We start from the raw sequence: 18012 nt of genomic DNA, 5'->3' as shown, positions 1-18012 counted from the left end.
TTTTGTCAAACAATTAAACAATCCTTAGATGATAGCGAAGATTTCGTCTTCTTTCATGATAAGATAATCTTTACCTTCAAATTTTAGCTCTGTACCGGCATATTTTCCATACAGTACAGTGTCGCCTACTTTTACGGTCATTTCATAGTCTTTTGAACCGTTACCCACGGCCACAACAACACCTTTAGAAGGTTTTTCTTTGGCAGTGTCAGGTATAAAAAGACCTGAAGCTGTTTGTGTTTCAGCAGCTACCGGTTCTACCAGAACGCGGTTTGAAAGCGGTTTAACGTTTAAAGCCATACGTGTTCTTATTTTTTGTTTGTTATTTTTAAATAAAGTTTTTTAGTCGGTCTATGATTTTCAGAAACTGTGCCAATTATAAAAACTGTCAATTTTTCCATAAAAAAATGCCAGCTTGTCAGGAGCTGGCATTTTAATATATTATTTTTTACAGAATGTATTATTTCTGGGGTTGTGCAGCCGGAGCAGCCGGTGTAGTTGCGGCACCGTTAGCCGGGGCAGCAGCACCGTTAGCAGCCGGAGCCGGAGCAGCAGGTACAGCGCTTTCATCTATAATGTCGCTGCCTGAAGTACTGGTCCTGAAACTTAAGCTAGAAAAGATGATTAACGCTACAAGTACTGTGGCAAGAGTCCAGGTACTTTTGTCCAGGAAATCTGTGGTTTTTTGTACACCACCCATAATCTGAGGGCCACCAATTGCTGAAGAAAGGCCTCCGCCTTTAGGGTTTTGAACCATAACTGCAATAACCAGCAGAAAACTAACTATGGTAATAAGTACTAAAAAAATAGTGAAATCGATCATCTCTTTTCTAATTGTTATTTTGTTGTAAATCTTTTATTTCTAAAATACGGTCTGCAAAGAAAACACTTTTTTCCGGATATTTCAAAATTAAAATTTCATAAGCCTGTATGGCTTTAGCATATTTTTTTTGTTCCAAGTATACCCTTGCCAGTGTTTCGGTCATTATTCCCGGGGTGTCAGTAGTTTTTCGGGTAAGGTTTTCCCAAGCCGATTTATCTGTTTTAACCGGGGCTATTTTAGGGTTAGTCTCTATAAACCGGTCTATTATATCCAGTTTTTTGTTTAGCCCTGCGTTTGCAGCTGTTTGCTCAGCGTCTTGTTTTTCAGTATCTGAAAGCTCATTTACCTCAGGTGTCTTGACCGCCTGGGGTTCGTTGCGCTCTATGGGCTTTAATCTCGAAAGTTGCAGCCATTCGGCAAACGAATGGGTTTCGCTTTGGTCAAATTTTAGCGGGCTTCCCAGTGGTTCTGCTACAGCAGTAGGTGATTCTGATCCTTGTTGCTGCCCATTTTCAGGTTCAGTGTTAGCAACAGTTTCCACATCGGCTGGCGCGGTAATGCTTTCGCTCGCGGTAGCCTCCTGAATTTCATCAGGGGTGCTACTTGCCAATTCCGGCTCTTTGATCAGCATTTTTATAGAACGTTCCAGCTTCTCAATTCTCGAAAGGCCGGTGTCTTCTGCTTTAAGCTGTGGTGCTGCATCCCCGGTTTCAGCCGTAGGGGGTGTCTCAATTTCTGCCGCTACCTCAATGGTGGCAACTGCGTTTTCCCGCTCTTGCAGCAATGTGCTGTCTATACTGCGGAATTCATTTGAGGTTATAAACTCAAACAATATGGTACGGTCTGTGGTGTACGCAGCCGTTTTCTTCAGTTCGTTATTATACCTGAAACTGTCGTTATTATACAACCCCTTAAGGTAAACAGCGCGCGCGCTTTGCAGGTACGGAAACTCCGACAGGATACGTTCCAGTTCCGCAGTGTGCCGCTCGTTTAACGTGTGCGGCTTATTAAGCAGATATGTATAGTCTTTTGTTGTCAAACTTTAGTTTTCAGTTGCAGTTGCAGTTTTTAGTTAGGCAAGTCGTTATCTACCCATAGTGAGTACAGCCGACCAATGAATTACCATTTAGCCAGCGACTCGTTAAATATGTCCTGGGTTATACGTTCGAATATGTCATCCAGCGCGGCGGTAAGCACGCTGCCGGTAAGCAGTTCGTTTGCACCGTAGTCATGGTAAAAGCTGAATGATTTTTCAAAGTTATCTGCTTCTTTCTTTTTGTTCGTATACCTTACCATAACGCGTATGGTAAGCCTGTTTTGTGCGGCACGCTGGCTGGCAGTAGCTGCCATGGGTGAAACCCTGAACTCGGTAATTTCACCTTCGTATACCAGGTCGCCCCCGGCATTAGTAAGGCTCAGGTTAGTCTGGTTCTGTATAAGATTCTGTAATCTTTGCGTAAACTGACGCTCAATACCCGGCTCTATCACTTCAGCAGTATTTTGGAAATAGTTAACCTGGAAGCTTTTTACAGAAGGGTCTACTTTAGCTCCGGTAAATGAGTAAAATCCGCAACCGTTTAGTAGTAATGATAGTCCTACTACAGGTGCTGTTTTTAATATTCTTAAAAAAGACTTATAAGTCATATTGTTTTATTTTTCGGTATAGTGTCCGTTCAGAAATGCCGAGCTCATCGGCGGCCGCCTTGCGCTTGCCTTTGTTTCGTTCCAGGGCTTTTTTTATCAGTTCTATTTCCTTTTCATCAAGCCGAAGCGTTTCTTCCTCCTCTACGGTATCGGCATATAGATAATTACCGTCGTAATCATCATCTTCATCATCATGATGATCTATTATAGGTTCTGCGCGGCTTACAGCAGGCTGCGGCGAATACACCTCTGGGTGATGCGAAAACTGCTCGAAATCGCTGCGCCCGCCTTCCTGGCCGTATATACGCTGAATAAGGCCTTTGTTGTTTTCCTGTACTTTGCTGGTGTTGCCATTTTGCATCAGCTCCATGGTCAGCTTTTTCAGGTCGGTTATATCGGCGCGCATGTCAAAGAGTATTTTATACAGAATTTCGCGCTCGTTTGTAAAATCACTTTCCGGTTTTTTATCGGGTACTAATGCCGGCAGGTTCGTCACCACGCTATCGGGCAGGTAAGAGGCCAGTGTGCGTCCGTTAATATTACGGTTTGTTTCTAAAACGGAAATTTGTTCTGCTGCATTGCGCAACTGCCTGATATTTCCGCTCCAGCGGTATTTTGTAAGTACATCTACTGCATCGTCTTCCAGTTTTATAGGCGGCATTTTGTACTTGTGCGCAAAATCCGATGCAAACTTACGGAACAGCAAATGAATGTCATCTTTACGATCGCGTAGGGGAGGCAGGGTAATTTCTACCGTGCTGAGCCTGTAGTACAAATCTTCGCGAAACTTACCTTTTTGTATGGCGTCAAACATTTGAACGTTGGTAGCCGCTACTATGCGCACGTTGGTTTTTTGTACCTGGCTGGACCCGACTTTAATAAACTCACCATTCTCCAAAACACGCAGTAAACGTACCTGAGTGGTAAGGGGAAGTTCGCCTACCTCGTCCAGGAAAATGGTACCACCGTCGGCTACCTCAAAATATCCCTCGCGGGTAGCAGTTGCCCCGGTAAAGGCGCCTTTTTCGTGACCGAAGAGTTCGCTGTCTATGGTGCCCTCTGGTATGGCCCCGCAGTTTACGGCTATGTATTTGCCGTGTTTGCGGTGCGAAAGGGCATGTATAATTTTCGGGATGCTCTCCTTACCTACACCGCTCTCCCCGGTAACCAGTACCGAAATATCGGTAGGGGCCACCTGAATGGCTTTTTCTACCGCGCGGTTTAGCTTAGGGTCATTCCCTATAATTTCAAATCGTTGTTTTATGGCTTGTACACTTTCCATTCATTTGTTTGTTTGTTGTTTTGCCACGAATTACACGAATTTCTTAAATTCGGATCTTTATCTGACAATTCTTCTGTGCTCCAGAGACCTACTGTTAAAATTGGCAATAATCCCTAGTTGCCCATTAATCAGGCGCACATAATTCAGTGTTTGGGCTATATGGATATCAACAATACCTGTAACGGCTTTTACTTCTAAAATTATATCGTCGTATACTACAAAATCGGCATAAAACTTATGGGGTAGTACCGTGTCTTTATAATGGATAAAATATTCTTTCTCTCGTGCAAAAGGAATGTTGTTTTTCCTAAACTCATATTCCAATGCATCCTTGTAAACGATTTCAAGTAGTCCTCCACCTAAGTGCCTGTGGACTTCCATGCAAATGCCAACGATTTTATAATACTCTTCCTTTTGAATTAAATCCATATATAATTAGAGAAATTAGTGTAATTCGTGGCTAAAAAAAACTATTGCATTTCGCTGTACCCTATGGCATCGCCTATAAGGGTAGAGGTAGTGCATTCATAGGTTAACACGTTTACAAAATCGCCCGGTTTGTAATCGCCTTTCGGGAATACAACGGTTGTGTTTTGAGAATTGCGCCCGCTCCAGTGCGCATCGCTACGCTTAGATGTTTTCTCCACGAGTACTTCTACTACCTGGCCTACAAAGCGTTGTGTGCGTTCCAGGGCCATTTTTTGCTGCAGGTTTATTATTTCCGTAAGCCTGCGGTTTTTCACTTCGTTAGGTACATCGTCTTCCATTTTACGGGCGGCCAGTGTTCCCGGGCGCTCAGAATAGGCAAACATAAACCCGAAGTCGTACTTACAGTGCTCCATAAGGCTCAGGGTGTCCTGGTGGTCTTCCTCTGTCTCTGTAGGGAAACCGGCTATCATGTCCTGCGAAAGTGAAATGTCCGGGATAATGCGGTAAATGTTATCTACCAGTGCCATGTATTCTTCGCGGGTGTGCTGGCGGTTCATTTCTTTAAGTATACGGGTGCTGCCGCTTTGTACCGGCAGGTGAATGTACTTACATATATTATGGTGTTTTGCCATAACCTCTATTACCTCCAGGTGCATATCCTGCGGGTTAGAGGTGCTAAAGCGAAAACGCATTTTAGGGAATGCTACAGCCACCATATCCAATAATTGGGCAAAATCTACCGCGGTAGCTTTTTGCATTTCGGTAGCTTTTTCAAAATCTTTTTTAAGCCCTCCGCCGTACCACAGGTAGCTGTCTACGTTTTGGCCAAGGAGCGTAACTTCCTTAAAGCCGTTATCCCAAAGGTGCTGGATTTCTTCCATTATGCTTTGCGGTTCGCGGCTGCGTTCGCGCCCACGGGTAAATGGTACCACACAGAATGTGCACATGTTATCGCATCCGCGTGTTATAGATACAAATGCGGTAACGCCGTTACTGTTTAGCCTTACGGGTGCTATGTCGCCATAAGTTTCTTCCTTACTCAGTATTACGTTTACGGCATCACGGCCTTCTTCTACCTCCTTAAGCAGGTTTGGCAGGTCTTTGTAAGCATCGGGGCCCACCACCATGTCTACAATTTGCTCTTCTTCCAGGAACTGGCTTTTAAGGCGCTCTGCCATACAGCCCAGTACGCCTACCTTCATTCCTGGATTAATTTTCTTTACAGCGTTATACTTTTCCAGCCTTTTGCGCACGGTTTGCTCTGCCTTATCGCGTATAGAGCATGTGTTAACAAGTACAAGGTCTGCTTCTTCCAGGTTTTGCGTTGTATTATAGCCTTCATTGGCCAAAATGGAAGCTACAATTTCGCTGTCAGAAAAATTCATCTGGCAGCCGTAGCTTTCTATAAACAATTTTTTGGCGTTTCCTTCCTTTTGCTCCAGTACAAGGCTTTGGCCTTGTTTGTTCTCTTCTATAATCTTTTCCATAAAAACACTGCGTGTATCTTCTGTATTGAATGGGCAAAGATATAGATAAAATTCAATATGCTGTCAACTTGGCAGGGTTTCGGTTCAAAAAAATATAATTGTCTATACATATATAATATGTATGCGCTTTATGCGGCTGGCAAAAACCTATATTTTAAAAGCATTAAAACAGTATATTTAAAAAAATCATATACTTTTGCCCCCAAACAAATGTTGTATGGCAAAGAATTTAGTGATTGTTGAGTCGCCTGCGAAGGCTAAAACCATAGAAAAATTTTTAGGTAAAGACTTTCAGGTAGAGAGCAGCTACGGCCATATAGCCGATCTTCCCAGCAGGGAAATAGGTGTAGACGTGGAGCATGGCTTTAAACCAAAGTATGAAGTTTCGCCTGATAAAAAGGCTTTGGTTAAAAAACTCAGGGATCTTTCTAAATCGGCAGAAACCGTTTGGCTGGCTTCCGATGAAGACCGCGAGGGTGAGGCAATAGCGTGGCACCTGGCGGAAGAATTAAAATTGGACCAGAAGAAAACCAAGCGTATTGTTTTTCATGAAATTACCAAGACCGCCATACTAAAAGCCATAGACAATCCGCGTGGCATTAACTACAACCTGGTAAATGCACAGCAGGCTCGCCGGGTGCTGGACAGGCTTGTGGGCTACGAACTCTCTCCGGTGCTTTGGAAAAAAGTAAAAAGCGGGCTTTCGGCAGGACGTGTACAGTCGGTTTCGGTGCGCCTTATTGTAGAGCGTGAGCGCGAAATACAAAACTTTAAAGCAGAGGCATCGTACAGTATTACCGCAGAGTTTTCTAATGAAGCGGGTAAGGTGTTTAAAGCCAAATTGCCTAAAAACTTTACTACAAAACAGGAGGCCCAGGATTTCCTGAATAAAAATATCGGGTCGGCGTACAAAGTTGCTGACCTGGAAACCAAGCCGGCAAAGAAATCTCCGGCGGCGCCATTTACAACATCTACCCTGCAGCAGGAAGCAGCGCGTAAGTTGTACTTCCCGGTAGGGGTAACCATGATGCTGGCGCAAAGGCTTTACGAAGCGGGACTTATTACTTATATGAGAACTGACAGCGTTAACCTTAGCAACGATGCTATGGCTGCTGCCGAGGCAGAAATTATCCGTTCGTATGGTAAAGAATTTAGCCGCCCACGCAATTACAGTACTAAAAGTAAAGGGGCGCAGGAGGCTCACGAAGCCATACGCCCTACAGATATGTCATTGCACGGTGTAAACATAGACCGCGATCAGGCCCGTCTTTACGACCTGATATGGAAACGTACACTGGCTTCGCAGATGAGTGATGCCCAACTGGAACGTACCAATGTAAAAATTGATGCCGACAATCATAAAGAACAATTCACTGCATCGGGCGAGGTGCTTATGTTTGAAGGTTTCCTAAAGGTGTACCTGGAAGGAAACGATGATGAGGAAACAGAACAGGAAGGCATGCTGCCGGCACTTCGCGTAGGCGAAAGGCTACAGAACAATTATATAACAGCTACAGAGCGTTTCAGCAGGCCGCCTGCCCGCTATACCGAAGCATCTTTGGTTAAAAAGCTGGAAGAGCTTGGTATAGGCCGTCCGTCTACTTATGCGCCTACTATTAGTACCATCATTAGCAGGAACTATGTAGAGAAAGGTAACTTTGAAGGGCAACGCCGTGAGTATGCACAGCTTACTTTAAGAGCCGGTGGTATTAAGCAGGAATTACTTTCAGAGAACGTAGGTTCAGATAAAGGTAAGCTGGTACCAACCGATATAGGTACCATTGTAAATGATTTCCTGGTTAACCACTTTGATGGTATAATGGATTATAACTTTACCGCTAAGGTAGAGGAAGATTTTGATGCCATAGCATCTGGTAACGAGGACTGGACGCAGATGATGGAGGATTTTTACAGTCATTTCCATCCTACAGTTAAAGATGTGGAGAAAAATGCCGAACGTGAGTCGGGCGAACGTATATTGGGTACTGATCCTAAATCAGGAAAACCGGTAAGTGTGCGTTTGGGTAAATTTGGCCCAATGGCGCAAATAGGCGATGCAGAGGATGAGGAAAAGCAATTTGCAAGCCTGCTTCCTGAGCAAAATATTGGCACCATATCTTTAGAGGAAGCTCTTGGTCTTTTTGCCCTGCCAAAAATACTGGGTAACCACCAAGGTGAAGAAGTAGAGGTGAACAACGGCCGTTTTGGTCCGTACGTGCGTTTTGGTAAAACCTTTATTTCATTGCCAAAAGGCGAGGATCCGCTAGATGTAACCTTAGAAAGGGCAAAAGAATTAATAGGAGAGAAGCAGCAAGCTGATGCGCCTATCGGCGAATACGAAGGCCACCCGGTACAAAAGGGGGTAGGGCGTTTCGGGCCATTTATAAAATGGAATGGTATTTTTATAAACGTAAGTAAAAAGTACAATTTTGATAACCTAAGCCAGCACGATATTGTAAACCTTATTGAAGATAAACTGCAAAAAGATCAGGATAAGGTAGTTCATAACTGGGAGTCTGAAGGGATTCGTGTTGAAAAAGCACGCTGGGGCCGCTCGGTTATCCTGAAAGGTAAAGTAAAAATAGAGCTTAATAAAGATGTAGATGCTGCTGCGCTTACCTTAGAACAGGTGCAGACCATGATTGCCGAAAAAGCGCCGGCTAAGAAAACAGCAGCTAAAAGTACAATGGCTAAAAAAGCCACTACCACAAAAAAAACAACTACAGCTAAAAAGAAATAATACTAACGGATGGGATTTGAGTTTTTACAACCGGTAAATGAAAATGTCCTTGCCTTTCGCGAGGAGCTGTCCGTACAGGCATTAGGAAAAAAAATTACGGTGCACAGCGCTGAAGATGGTATTCCGGAGCTGGAAGAAGTAAAGATAGCATTTGTAGGTATACTGGATAACAGGGGGCAGGGCGATGAGTTGCGCCCGCATGTACACCTTAATTATATACGCAAAGAATTCTACGGGCTGTTTCCCGGCAACTGGCACCTTAATATGGCCGATCTGGGCGATATTCATGCAGGAGAGTCAGTGCAGGATACATACTTTGTAATAAAAAAAGTAACCGAGCAGCTTATAAAGCAGGGAGTAATTCCTGTGTTTATTGGTGGTTCTCAGGATATGGCTTATGCCGTGTACCGTGGCTATGACAAGCTTGAGCAAATGGTAAATTACGTTACCGTAGATGCTAAGTTTGATTTCGGGAAAGAAAATGAAGCCATGTCTGCAACTTCTTATGTAACCCGAATGATTATAGAAGAGCCGCACAACTTGTTTAATTACAGTAATGTGGGCTACCAAACCTACTTTAATCCACAGGAAGAAATTGATCTTATAGAGAAACTATATTTTGATGCCTACAGGCTTGGAGAGGTGTGTAAAGATATTACGGTGTCTGAACCCGTGTTCCGTGATGCCGACTTTGTAGGTATAGATATGGGTGTTGTAAAATCAGGCGATTCGGGAAATATTGTTAAATTTATGCCAAATGGTTTTGATGGCAAAGAAATTTGTACTTTAGCACGCTACAGTGGTATAAGCGACAAAGTTTCGTCGTTTGGTGTGTTTAACCATAACGATACGCGTCAGGAGTCAGTGCTGGTGGCTCAGGTACTATGGTATTTTACAGAGGGGGTTAACTTCCGTTCTAATGAATTTCCGTTTGGCAGCCGGGAAAATTACACCAAATATATTGTTGCGTTTGATGATGAAGATGTGGTTTTTTATAAAAGTGATAAGACAGATAGGTGGTGGATTGATGTTTTTAGCAACAATATTGCTAATAATAAAGTTAAAATACCTGCGTTATTACCATGTAGTTACCAGGATTACTTAGCAGCTTGCAATAATGAGTATCCTGAAAGATTGTGGAAAGCGCAAAGAAAGAATGTAATTTAACGGTTTTATTACAAATCACTGTTATTTTTGCGCATCTTGTCAATTGTTTAGCGCGGGAAAGGTTTTTTTAGTAAAAAAATTGTTTTTTTGAAAAAATATAAATAGGTTTACGCCCTTAAAAATAGAATACATTAATAACCCGAATTTATGAAGAAGTTCATTGCATTAACAGCAACTTTATCTTTACTAATTAGCTGTGGTTCTAGTGACCGTGGGGAGCTGGTAGGCGTTAAAGGCAAAAAGTGGGACTCTGAGAAGCCTTACGGTATGACCTTGGTTCCGGGTGGCGCTTACATCATGGGTAAGTCTGATGACGATTTAGCTAACATCCAGGATGCGCCAACTAAAACCGTTACTGTTCGTTCTTTTTACATGGACGAAACAGAAATTACAAATAGTGAGTACAGACAGTTTGTGGAGTGGGTTAAAGACTCTACAATCAGGACAAGACTTGCTATACTTGCAGATGAGCAGGGGCAAAAGCCAGGCGGTGGTAAAGGCATAGGTGAGTATGCTTTTAAAGATCAGGCTGCAGAAGGTAAGGAGCAAAGTCCTTACGATAAGTATATGCAGGAAAAAAGAGAGGCTGAGGCTGATCCTAATGATCCGTATGCTGGTCGTAAGCTTAATCATAAAGCCAAGCTTATTAAAGATCCTCAAAAATACCCGGATGAGTATTATGTGGAGGTTATGGATTCTATGTATCTGCCGGAGTCAGAGTCTTATAACGGGTTAAGGACTATTGATGTTTCTAAGCTTGTATTTAGTTACAAGTGGCTAGATATTGAGGCTGCTGCTAAAGATAAGAGTACAAATAGTACAAGAACAAAGAGAAGTAAATATCTTGTTCCTGAAAAGGTGGCAATTTATCCTGATACAACTGTGTGGATAAAAGACTTTGCTTATTCATATAACGAGCCAATGCACGAAACGTATTTTTGGCACGAGGCTTACGGTGAGTACCCTGTAGTAGGTGTAACCTGGAGGCAGGCTAAAGCTTTCTGTGAGTGGAGAACTATTAATAAAAACACCTACCAAAAAGAAAGAAAGAAGCACCATGTAACCAAGTTCAGGCTTCCAACCGAAGCTGAGTGGGAGTATGCTTCAAGAGGTGGTCTTCAATCGGCTACATTCCCTTGGGGTGGTCCTTACGCTAAAAATGACACAGGTTGTTTCCTTGCTAACTTTAAGCCAAACAGGGGAGATTATGCTGCAGACGGTGCACTTTATACTGTAGAAGCGAAATCTTTTGATCCTAACGATTTCAACCTATACAATATGGCGGGTAATGTAGCAGAGTGGACAGATTCGTCTTACGATGCCAACTCTTACGATTATGTAAGTACAATGAACCCTAACGTTAATGATCAGAAAAACCAACGTAAAGTAGTGCGTGGTGGTTCTTGGAAAGATGTTGCTTACTTCCTGCAAAACAGTACACGTGACTGGGAATACAGGGATTCTGCAAGGAGTTACATAGGTTTCAGGACTGTTCAGGATTTCCTTGGCACAGAAAGTACAGCGACAAGGCAGTAATTAAAAAAGTTACCATTAAACTATTAATTTGAATATTTAACTAATTAACTTAACTAAAAACTAAAATTATTTATTATGGCACTACCACAAAGAGTAATGAACATGGCGTACGGTCTTGGAGCGGCTGTTGTAATCATTGGAGCACTATTTAAACTAATGCACTGGCCAGGTGCGAGCGAAATGCTTATTGCTGGTCTTGGTACTGAAGCTTTCATCTTTGCAATGTCTGCATTTGAGCCTGTTCACAAAGAACTAGACTGGTCTCTTGTATATCCTGAACTAGCTGGCGGTGAGGCGAAGAAAAAAGAAGTTAAAAAGGAAAACCCTGCTGAAGCTTCTGGTCTTCTTTCTCAAAAACTTGATAACCTGCTTAAAGAAGCTAAAATTGATGGTGAGCTTATGTCTAGCCTTGGTAACAGCATCAAAAATTTCGAATCTGCTGCTAAAGGTATAGCGCCTACTGTTGATGCAGTTGCTTCAACTAAAAAATACAGCGAAGAGATGACTGCTGCCGCTTCTCAAATGGAAGCTCTTAACAGTCTTTACAAAGTTCAGCTTGAGAGCGCAGAGCGTAATGCTGCAGCTAACAGGGATATCGCTGAGAACGCTACTAAACTACAGGAAGAAATGTCTGCAATGACTAAGAACATCGCTCAGCTTAACAGTGTATACGGTGGAATGCTTTCTGCAATGGGTAACAGGGCCTAATTACATAGCTAATTAGTAAAATTTAGATATAACTTTTAACAACAAAAAGAAAGACTAATTAGAAATGGCAGGAGGTAAATTAACCCCAAGGCAAAAGATGGTGAACCTGATGTATCTGGTTTTCATCGCTATGATGGCCTTAAATATGTCGAAAGAGGTACTTTCCGCTTTCGGTCTTATGAACGAAAAATTTGAAGAGTCTAACAAAGGCGCTACAGAAAATAATAACGGTCTTTATCAGGCGCTTTCTGCTAAGGCTGCTGATGCGCCAGATCAATATGGAAAGGCTTTAGAGCTAGCTACTAAAATCAAAACTCAGTCGGCTGATTTTTATGCTTACATAGAATCTCTTAAAAACGATATCACCAAAGATATCGAAAAAGAGGATGGTAAGCTTCCTTTTGAACAAATGGATAAAGGAGATAAAATTGATGAGGCTTGGTTTTCTGGTGATGGTTACTCTGCAAAAGGTAAAGAGGTAGTTGCTAAAATTGAAGGTTACAGAAATGCGATGATTGCATTGCTGAAAGGAGATAAGAAATACGCGGGTACTGTGAAAGAACTTGAAAACAAGTTTAATACGGATAAAGTGAAAGCTAAAGATGGCGCAATGAAGGATTACCTTGATTATAACTACAAAGGATTCCCTGCGATAGCGTCTCTTACAAAACTTTCTGCTATGCAGAATGATGTAAAGTCTATTGAGGCATCTATTTACAGTTCTGCTCTTGGTAAAGCAGCGGTTGAAGCGGCTTCTATGAAAAACTATACAGCACTTGTTGTCCTTGATAAGAATGCTTATTTTGAAGGTGAAAAAGTAACAGGTAAAGTAGTTCTTGGTCGCTATGATGAGAATACAAAACCCACCAGCTTCCAAGGTCCTGGTAAAATTGAAAACGGTCAGGCTACACTTAATTTTAGTGCTGCTGGTGTAGGTGAGCATGATATCAACGGTAAGTTTGTATTTACTGAAGATGGAAAACCTGTTCCACTTGACTTTAAAGGTTCTTACGTTGTTGTGCCTAGGCCAAACTCTGCTACAATTTCTGCAGATAAAATGAACTCTGTGTACCGTGGTGTTACAAACCCGATGACTATTTCATTTGCTGGTGTATCTGATAATAATGTTACCGCTTCGGCTCCTGGTCTTGTTAAAGGTTCTAAGCCTGGCCAGTACAACTGGGTAGTTACTTCAGTTCCTGGTGACGATGTTGTTGTTACGGTTACTGCAAAACTTCCTGATGGTAGCACAGCTACAGACAAGAGGAAGTTTGTAATCAGGGATATCCCTGCTCCAACACCTTCACTTAGAGGTAAAATCAACAGTGCTAAAGGTAACAAAGACGACCTTGCTTCATCTACTGTAGGTGTGGTATTCCAAGGTTTTGTGTTTGATATTAACACCACTGTAAAATCATTTGAAATTTCTGTACCAGGTAGCCCAAGGCTTCTTGTGCAGGGTAACAAATTTGATGGTGCTGCCCGTGCTGCTATTGCCCGCGCTAAGCGTGGTGATATCATCACTGTAGGTAACATCAAAGTAAGTGTAGACGGTGCAGGTAATTACCGTGTGCCGGATTCAGGAAACTTCGTTTGGGAAGTTCAGTAATTTTTTAGATTGTAAAGCTGAGATTTTGATTATGATTAATAAAAAGTTTTTCGCGTGTGCGTCGTTCCTTCTATTAGGAATCGCTTCTTACGGGCAGTCTAACCTGCTTAACGCTAAAGTTCCTCAGGAGATAGGCAAGAAAACTGCCGCTCAGGATTCTCTTGATAACGATAATCCACTTCCTTACGGATATGTAGGTGACAGGGATATGCTATACTCTAAGAAAGTATGGGAAACCATTGACCTTACGCAAAGGATTAACTTTCCTATGTATTTTCCGGTGGAAGATAATGGGGAGGCAGGAAATCTAGGTGCAGACAGGAAATCTTTATTCGTAGTACTGATCGAGGCTATTGAGTCTGGTAAGATTAAAGAGATCTACGGGGATTCTTATTTTGTTACCAAGAAAACGCCTGAAGAGGTAAAGTCTAACTTCTATGTTAGTGAAATTAACTCTAACGGTATTGGAATACTAAATAAGTTTAGCGGTCTTAAAAAGTACAAAGGAAAATCTGAGGAGTATATTATAAGCGACCTTAAGGCTACTGGTAAGCTTACTGAAGAGCACTTTGATACTGCCAAAATTCAGCCAAGCGATATTATCTCTTATGAGGTAATGGGTGTTTGGTATTTTGACAAGCGTCAGGGTGAAATGAAGTATCGTATCCTTGCTTTAGCTCCTGTTGCTGTAGATGCCCGTACTAAACTGCGTGCTTCTTCAGGTGGTGCTGAAGATGGTGGTGCTTCTGCTGCACTTCCTTTGTTCTGGGTATACTATCCTTCTGCTCGTGATGTGCTGCACAAAGCAAAAGCATTTAACGAAAAGAACGCTTCTATGCCTATAACATTTGACCACTTACTTAATTCAAGGAGGTTCTCATCTACAATCACGCGTATGGCTAACGTTTACGGTGACCGTAGTATCAATGAGTATCTTACCGGTAAATCACAAATGCAACTTTTAGAAGCAGAGCGAGTAAAAGAAACTATTCGTAACTTCGAACAAGATATGTGGAACTACTAATAGTTCTAGTTATTTAAAAAGCCAACCTTAAGGTTGGCTTTTTTATTTGTGTTAATTTTTTGTTTCAAATAACATTTGGTACATTGCTCCCGTTTTCATATTGTTTATTAGTCAGCGTTTTATATACATTTATAAACATTACTATATGTTTCGTTTTTTAGTTTGGTTCTGCCTTTTTTTGCCTGTTGTTTGCTTTTCACAAGTAGGCAGTTTTGATTTTGGTATAACCACTACAGATCAAACATGTTCTGGTACAGGTTCAGTAACCTTTTCGCCTTCAAACGTTCCGGCAGATGCAACGGTAACGTATTATGTGTATTTAATGCCTAACCTTTCTGTTCCGGTGCGCACAGGGACTGAACTTACCCAGGATAATTTAGTAGGGGGCGAGTATACGATTATTGCCAGTGTAGTGGTTAATGGGGTGGAAACTACTGTAAGCCATACCACAACGGTACAAGACCTATCTCCTCCCACACCTGAATTTACCTTACAGGTACAGGCACAGGATTGCAATAATTTAAATCAAATAAATGTTTTGGTCACCAGCGGAATAGCTACAGGGTACGAAATTTTTTCAGGGCCTGTTACCGCTCCTTTGCAAACTTCGAGTGTTTTTACAGGTTTGGTAGATGGTGATTATATATTTAGGGTTTACGATGGCTGCGGACAGGCAGTATCAAAGAGTTTTACAGCCCAATTTAATGCTCAGCCACCCGTTGTTTCCGCTCCCACTTTAGGAGCAACCAGCAGTGCAGACTGTTCTACATTCACTTTAGTAAATGATTTGGTGTATCCGTCGGGTACCATAGCTACATACCCCCTTTCGGTTCGTTTTACATTGCACGCGTCAGATGGTTCTGCCGACGTAATTATTGATCAAAACTACACTTCGGGAGATTTACAGAATATTCAGCTTACAAATACATTTCCTTACACCCCGGGCGTCTCCTACACGTATGATGTTTCTGTGGTTAATGGCTGCGGAACACCTTATAACAGTACAGGGAACAGTGTAAACCCTAACCCGGTGGTGTCTTTAGTTGCTGTGCCTACGCCTTGCGGAACTTTCTATCTTAAAGCAAATGCTTCTGGTTTTGCACCGCCTTATACTATTACGTTTACAGGTTTTCCTTTGGGGTTTGATCCATTAACATTTAATGGAACTTACCCCGGCCCATTTACGTCGGACACAGTAAGTTTTGGTGGCCCGGAAAATCCTGTCCCGGAAGGGGTTTACAGTGCATTTATTACAGATGCGTGTAACAGATCAAGCGCCGTGTCTAGTGTTACCGTATTAAATACTAAGCCCAAACCCGGTGTTGCTACCCGTAACAATGGGTGTTTTTCAGATTTTGGTAGTTTGTCTGTCATTATACCTGGTAGAACTATTGTGCAAGCCACGATTGTGCTTGCGCCGCCCGAGTACGCGCAAGCCATTCCGGCAGACGTAAGTTCATATATTAATACTAACGGTAATTTGTTTATAACCAATCTTCCTATTGGTGGATATAAATTAGAATTGATAGATAACTGCGGTGTAAGATATGTGGATGTAACAGGCTATGTGCCTGCGTTTACTCCAGGTGCTATTTCTGCCAAAGGACTACCGGACTGTGAGCCCGGCTTTGGAAGTGTAGAAGTAAAGAGTCCGAATGGCGTTTTAGTAAGCGCTGAGATAACGGTTGCCCCGTCTTCATTCAACCACAGTTTACCGTATGACGTTACGGCTTCCATTGCAAGGCAAAACGGATATTTGTATGTGGATGCACTGCCCGAGGGTGACTATACTTTTACCGGAGTAGACGCTTGCGGGTTAACTACTACAGTAAACCACACCGTAACAGCAAATAACCTCGTTTCTGGTTTGTTTACCTACGTACCGCTATGCAATTCTTTTAATATAACTGTTTCAGATCCTGATACAGTTTCTGCTACGCCCACGTACTGGCTACAAATGGAAAATCCTGCTGCACCCGGCACCTGGGTAAATCCTTCAGACGGTACTGCATACGTGGAGGGAGATGTCCCTTCTGCTGCAAATGCTTTACCTTTAACTAACAATCAAACAAATTATAATTTTGAGTACTTTGGGGTGTTTCGTGTCCTTAAATATTTTAAAACATATGGTTCCGGTTCGGCTACCAAAAATTGTATAAAGCAGCTAGGCGATCCGTTTGAATATCAGTATGGGGTGGAAATTGATAACATTTATGCGCTTCGCTGTTCAGGCCATCTGGACGATGTATATGTTGAGGCATCCGGCCTTGCGCCCCTTCACTATTCTATAGTAGACCCTGTCGATAATCGTACTGTTATCTATGACAATGGCTCTAACCCTGTCTTTACTAATCTGCCATTGGGGAGTTATAAGTTTAAGGTAGAAAATATCTGCGGGCAGTTTAAATATAAGGTTGTAGACGTTGCTGATTTACCCGATGTGGTAAACGCCGCGGTTCCTCCTGATATCAACCTTTGTGTACCTGCCGGCTCACCACTTACGCAGCCCTTAAATCTTACACAGCAAAATACCACTATTCTTAATGGTGCCATCGCCAGCCAGTACAGCATTACGTATTATAAAACAAGGGAAGACGCAGAAGCTGGTACAAATGCAATAAGTAATCCGGCTGCTTTTGTACCCGATGCAAATCCGCAAATGCTTTTTGCAAAAATGAATCAGGTATATATAAACCTTTGTCCGGATATTGTTTCGTTTAATGTTTGGGAGGCAAATGTGCCGGTTTTAACCGTTGATGAAAAACAGTATTTGTGCGACGATATGGGTACGCTTACTCTAAGTGCGGGACTTGGCTTTGGCAGCTACTTATGGGAGCCCGGTAAGCAAACTACTCCTGAAATTGTTGTTACACAGCCGGGAGATTATACCGTTACAGTAACCGCTGCCGGATGTACAGATACTAAAACCATTACAGTATTGCCGGTAGCTCCGCCTGAGATTCAGTCCATAGAAATTTTTGACTGGACTGTGGAGGACAATGGCTTTACAGTGTTAACGGCGTTCCCAGATATGTATGTGTATTCTATAGACGACATTACGTATCAGGAAAGCAACACCTTTGAAGGTTTGCCTACCGGAATTTACACGGTATATGTACGGGACAGGCAGGCTTGTAACGCTACAAAGCGGGTCGTGGCGTTGCTTAATTATCCTAAGTTTTTTACCCCGAATGGCGACGGTTATAACGAAAAGTGGCGCATAAGGTTCTCATCGTTGGAGCCAAATTTACAGGTATATATTTATGACCGCTTCGGAAAGCTTATTACAGGTTTCCCATCGCAAAGTGAAGGGTGGGATGGTACACTAAACGGACATCCACTGCCCTCTACCGATTATTGGTTTGTAGTCGTACGTCAAGATGAACGTATTTTTAAAGGACATTTTTCGCTCATAAGATAACTTCCTTTCCACTGAAGAAATGTAGAAAAGTGTAGAATTGCCACACTATAAATGTGGCGGTTCTACACTTTTTGTTTTATTCTGAACTTTTTAAATTTTTAATTTAGGCTTAATAATCAGTATTTTATTGCTGTTTGTGTGT

General features: G+C 42.3%; 14 protein-coding genes. 7 read left to right on the top strand and 7 right to left on the bottom strand.

Annotation, left to right across the window (positions count from 1 at the left end):
• Window positions 1-24: 24 nt before the first annotated feature.
• The 7 genes from groES to miaB all read right to left on the bottom strand — a co-directional run bounded on the left by groES (window position 25) and on the right by miaB (window position 5665).
• Window positions 25-300 (bottom strand): co-chaperone GroES, encoded by a 276-nt coding sequence (gene groES, locus ACLI08_RS11470; RefSeq protein WP_411428629.1) that lies wholly within the window; start codon window positions 298-300, stop codon window positions 25-27.
• A gap of 160 nt (window positions 301-460) precedes the next feature.
• Complete coding sequence (gene secG / locus ACLI08_RS11465; RefSeq protein ID WP_411428628.1) at window positions 461-823, bottom strand: preprotein translocase subunit SecG; 363 nt, start codon at window positions 821-823, stop codon at window positions 461-463.
• Between the two features lie 7 nt (window positions 824-830).
• Window positions 831-1862 (bottom strand): tetratricopeptide repeat protein, encoded by a 1032-nt coding sequence (locus tag ACLI08_RS11460; protein WP_411428627.1) that lies wholly within the window; start codon window positions 1860-1862, stop codon window positions 831-833.
• A gap of 80 nt (window positions 1863-1942) precedes the next feature.
• A complete protein-coding gene (locus ACLI08_RS11455; RefSeq protein WP_411428626.1) occupies window positions 1943-2467 on the bottom strand; it encodes an LptE family protein in 525 nt (174 codons plus the stop codon).
• Window positions 2457-3749 carry a sigma-54 interaction domain-containing protein gene (locus ACLI08_RS11450; RefSeq protein WP_411428625.1) on the bottom strand — a complete coding sequence of 431 codons (1293 nt, stop codon included), beginning with the start codon at window positions 3747-3749 and terminating at the stop codon, window positions 2457-2459. Before ACLI08_RS11450 ends, ACLI08_RS11455 begins: the two co-directional genes overlap by 11 nt.
• Window positions 3750-3806: 57 nt before the next feature.
• The gene (locus ACLI08_RS11445) at window positions 3807-4178 is read right to left on the bottom strand and encodes a GxxExxY protein (protein WP_411428624.1); all 372 of its coding nucleotides are present in this window, start codon (window positions 4176-4178) and stop codon (window positions 3807-3809) included.
• A gap of 41 nt (window positions 4179-4219) precedes the next feature.
• Window positions 4220-5665, bottom strand: coding sequence for a tRNA (N6-isopentenyl adenosine(37)-C2)-methylthiotransferase MiaB (gene miaB, locus ACLI08_RS11440; protein WP_411428623.1), 1446 nt, complete (start codon window positions 5663-5665; stop codon window positions 4220-4222).
• Between the two features lie 217 nt (window positions 5666-5882).
• Here miaB and topA point away from each other — a divergent pair, with 217 nt between their 5' ends.
• The 7 genes from topA to ACLI08_RS11405 all read left to right on the top strand — a co-directional run bounded on the left by topA (window position 5883) and on the right by ACLI08_RS11405 (window position 17870).
• The gene (topA, locus tag ACLI08_RS11435) at window positions 5883-8405 is read left to right on the top strand and encodes a type I DNA topoisomerase (RefSeq protein WP_411428622.1); all 2523 of its coding nucleotides are present in this window, start codon (window positions 5883-5885) and stop codon (window positions 8403-8405) included.
• Window positions 8406-8414: 9 nt separating this feature from the next.
• Window positions 8415-9572 carry a formimidoylglutamase gene (locus ACLI08_RS11430; RefSeq protein WP_411428621.1) on the top strand — a complete coding sequence of 386 codons (1158 nt, stop codon included), beginning with the start codon at window positions 8415-8417 and terminating at the stop codon, window positions 9570-9572.
• A gap of 147 nt (window positions 9573-9719) precedes the next feature.
• Window positions 9720-11108 (top strand): gliding motility lipoprotein GldK, encoded by a 1389-nt coding sequence (gldK, locus tag ACLI08_RS11425; protein ID WP_411428620.1) that lies wholly within the window; start codon window positions 9720-9722, stop codon window positions 11106-11108.
• 75 nt (window positions 11109-11183) lie between these two features.
• Window positions 11184-11816, top strand: coding sequence for a gliding motility protein GldL (gldL, locus tag ACLI08_RS11420; RefSeq protein ID WP_411428619.1), 633 nt, complete (start codon window positions 11184-11186; stop codon window positions 11814-11816).
• A gap of 64 nt (window positions 11817-11880) precedes the next feature.
• Window positions 11881-13425, top strand: a complete 1545-nt coding sequence (gldM, locus tag ACLI08_RS11415) for a gliding motility protein GldM (RefSeq protein ID WP_411428618.1) — start codon at window positions 11881-11883, stop codon at window positions 13423-13425.
• Between the two features lie 31 nt (window positions 13426-13456).
• Window positions 13457-14449, top strand: a complete 993-nt coding sequence (gene gldN, locus ACLI08_RS11410) for a gliding motility protein GldN (RefSeq protein ID WP_411428617.1) — start codon at window positions 13457-13459, stop codon at window positions 14447-14449.
• 145 nt (window positions 14450-14594) lie between these two features.
• Window positions 14595-17870: a T9SS type B sorting domain-containing protein gene (locus tag ACLI08_RS11405; RefSeq protein WP_411428616.1), complete on the top strand. Its 3276-nt coding sequence runs from the start codon at window positions 14595-14597 to the stop codon at window positions 17868-17870.
• Window positions 17871-18012: the final 142 nt, after the last annotated feature.

This window comes from Flavobacterium sp. RNTU_13, assembly GCF_046614455.1.
Taxonomy (GTDB): Bacteria; Bacteroidota; Bacteroidia; order Flavobacteriales; family Flavobacteriaceae; genus Flavobacterium.
The sequence above is the reverse complement of the archived record's forward strand: the minus strand, read 5'-3'. Positions and strand labels throughout refer to the sequence as shown.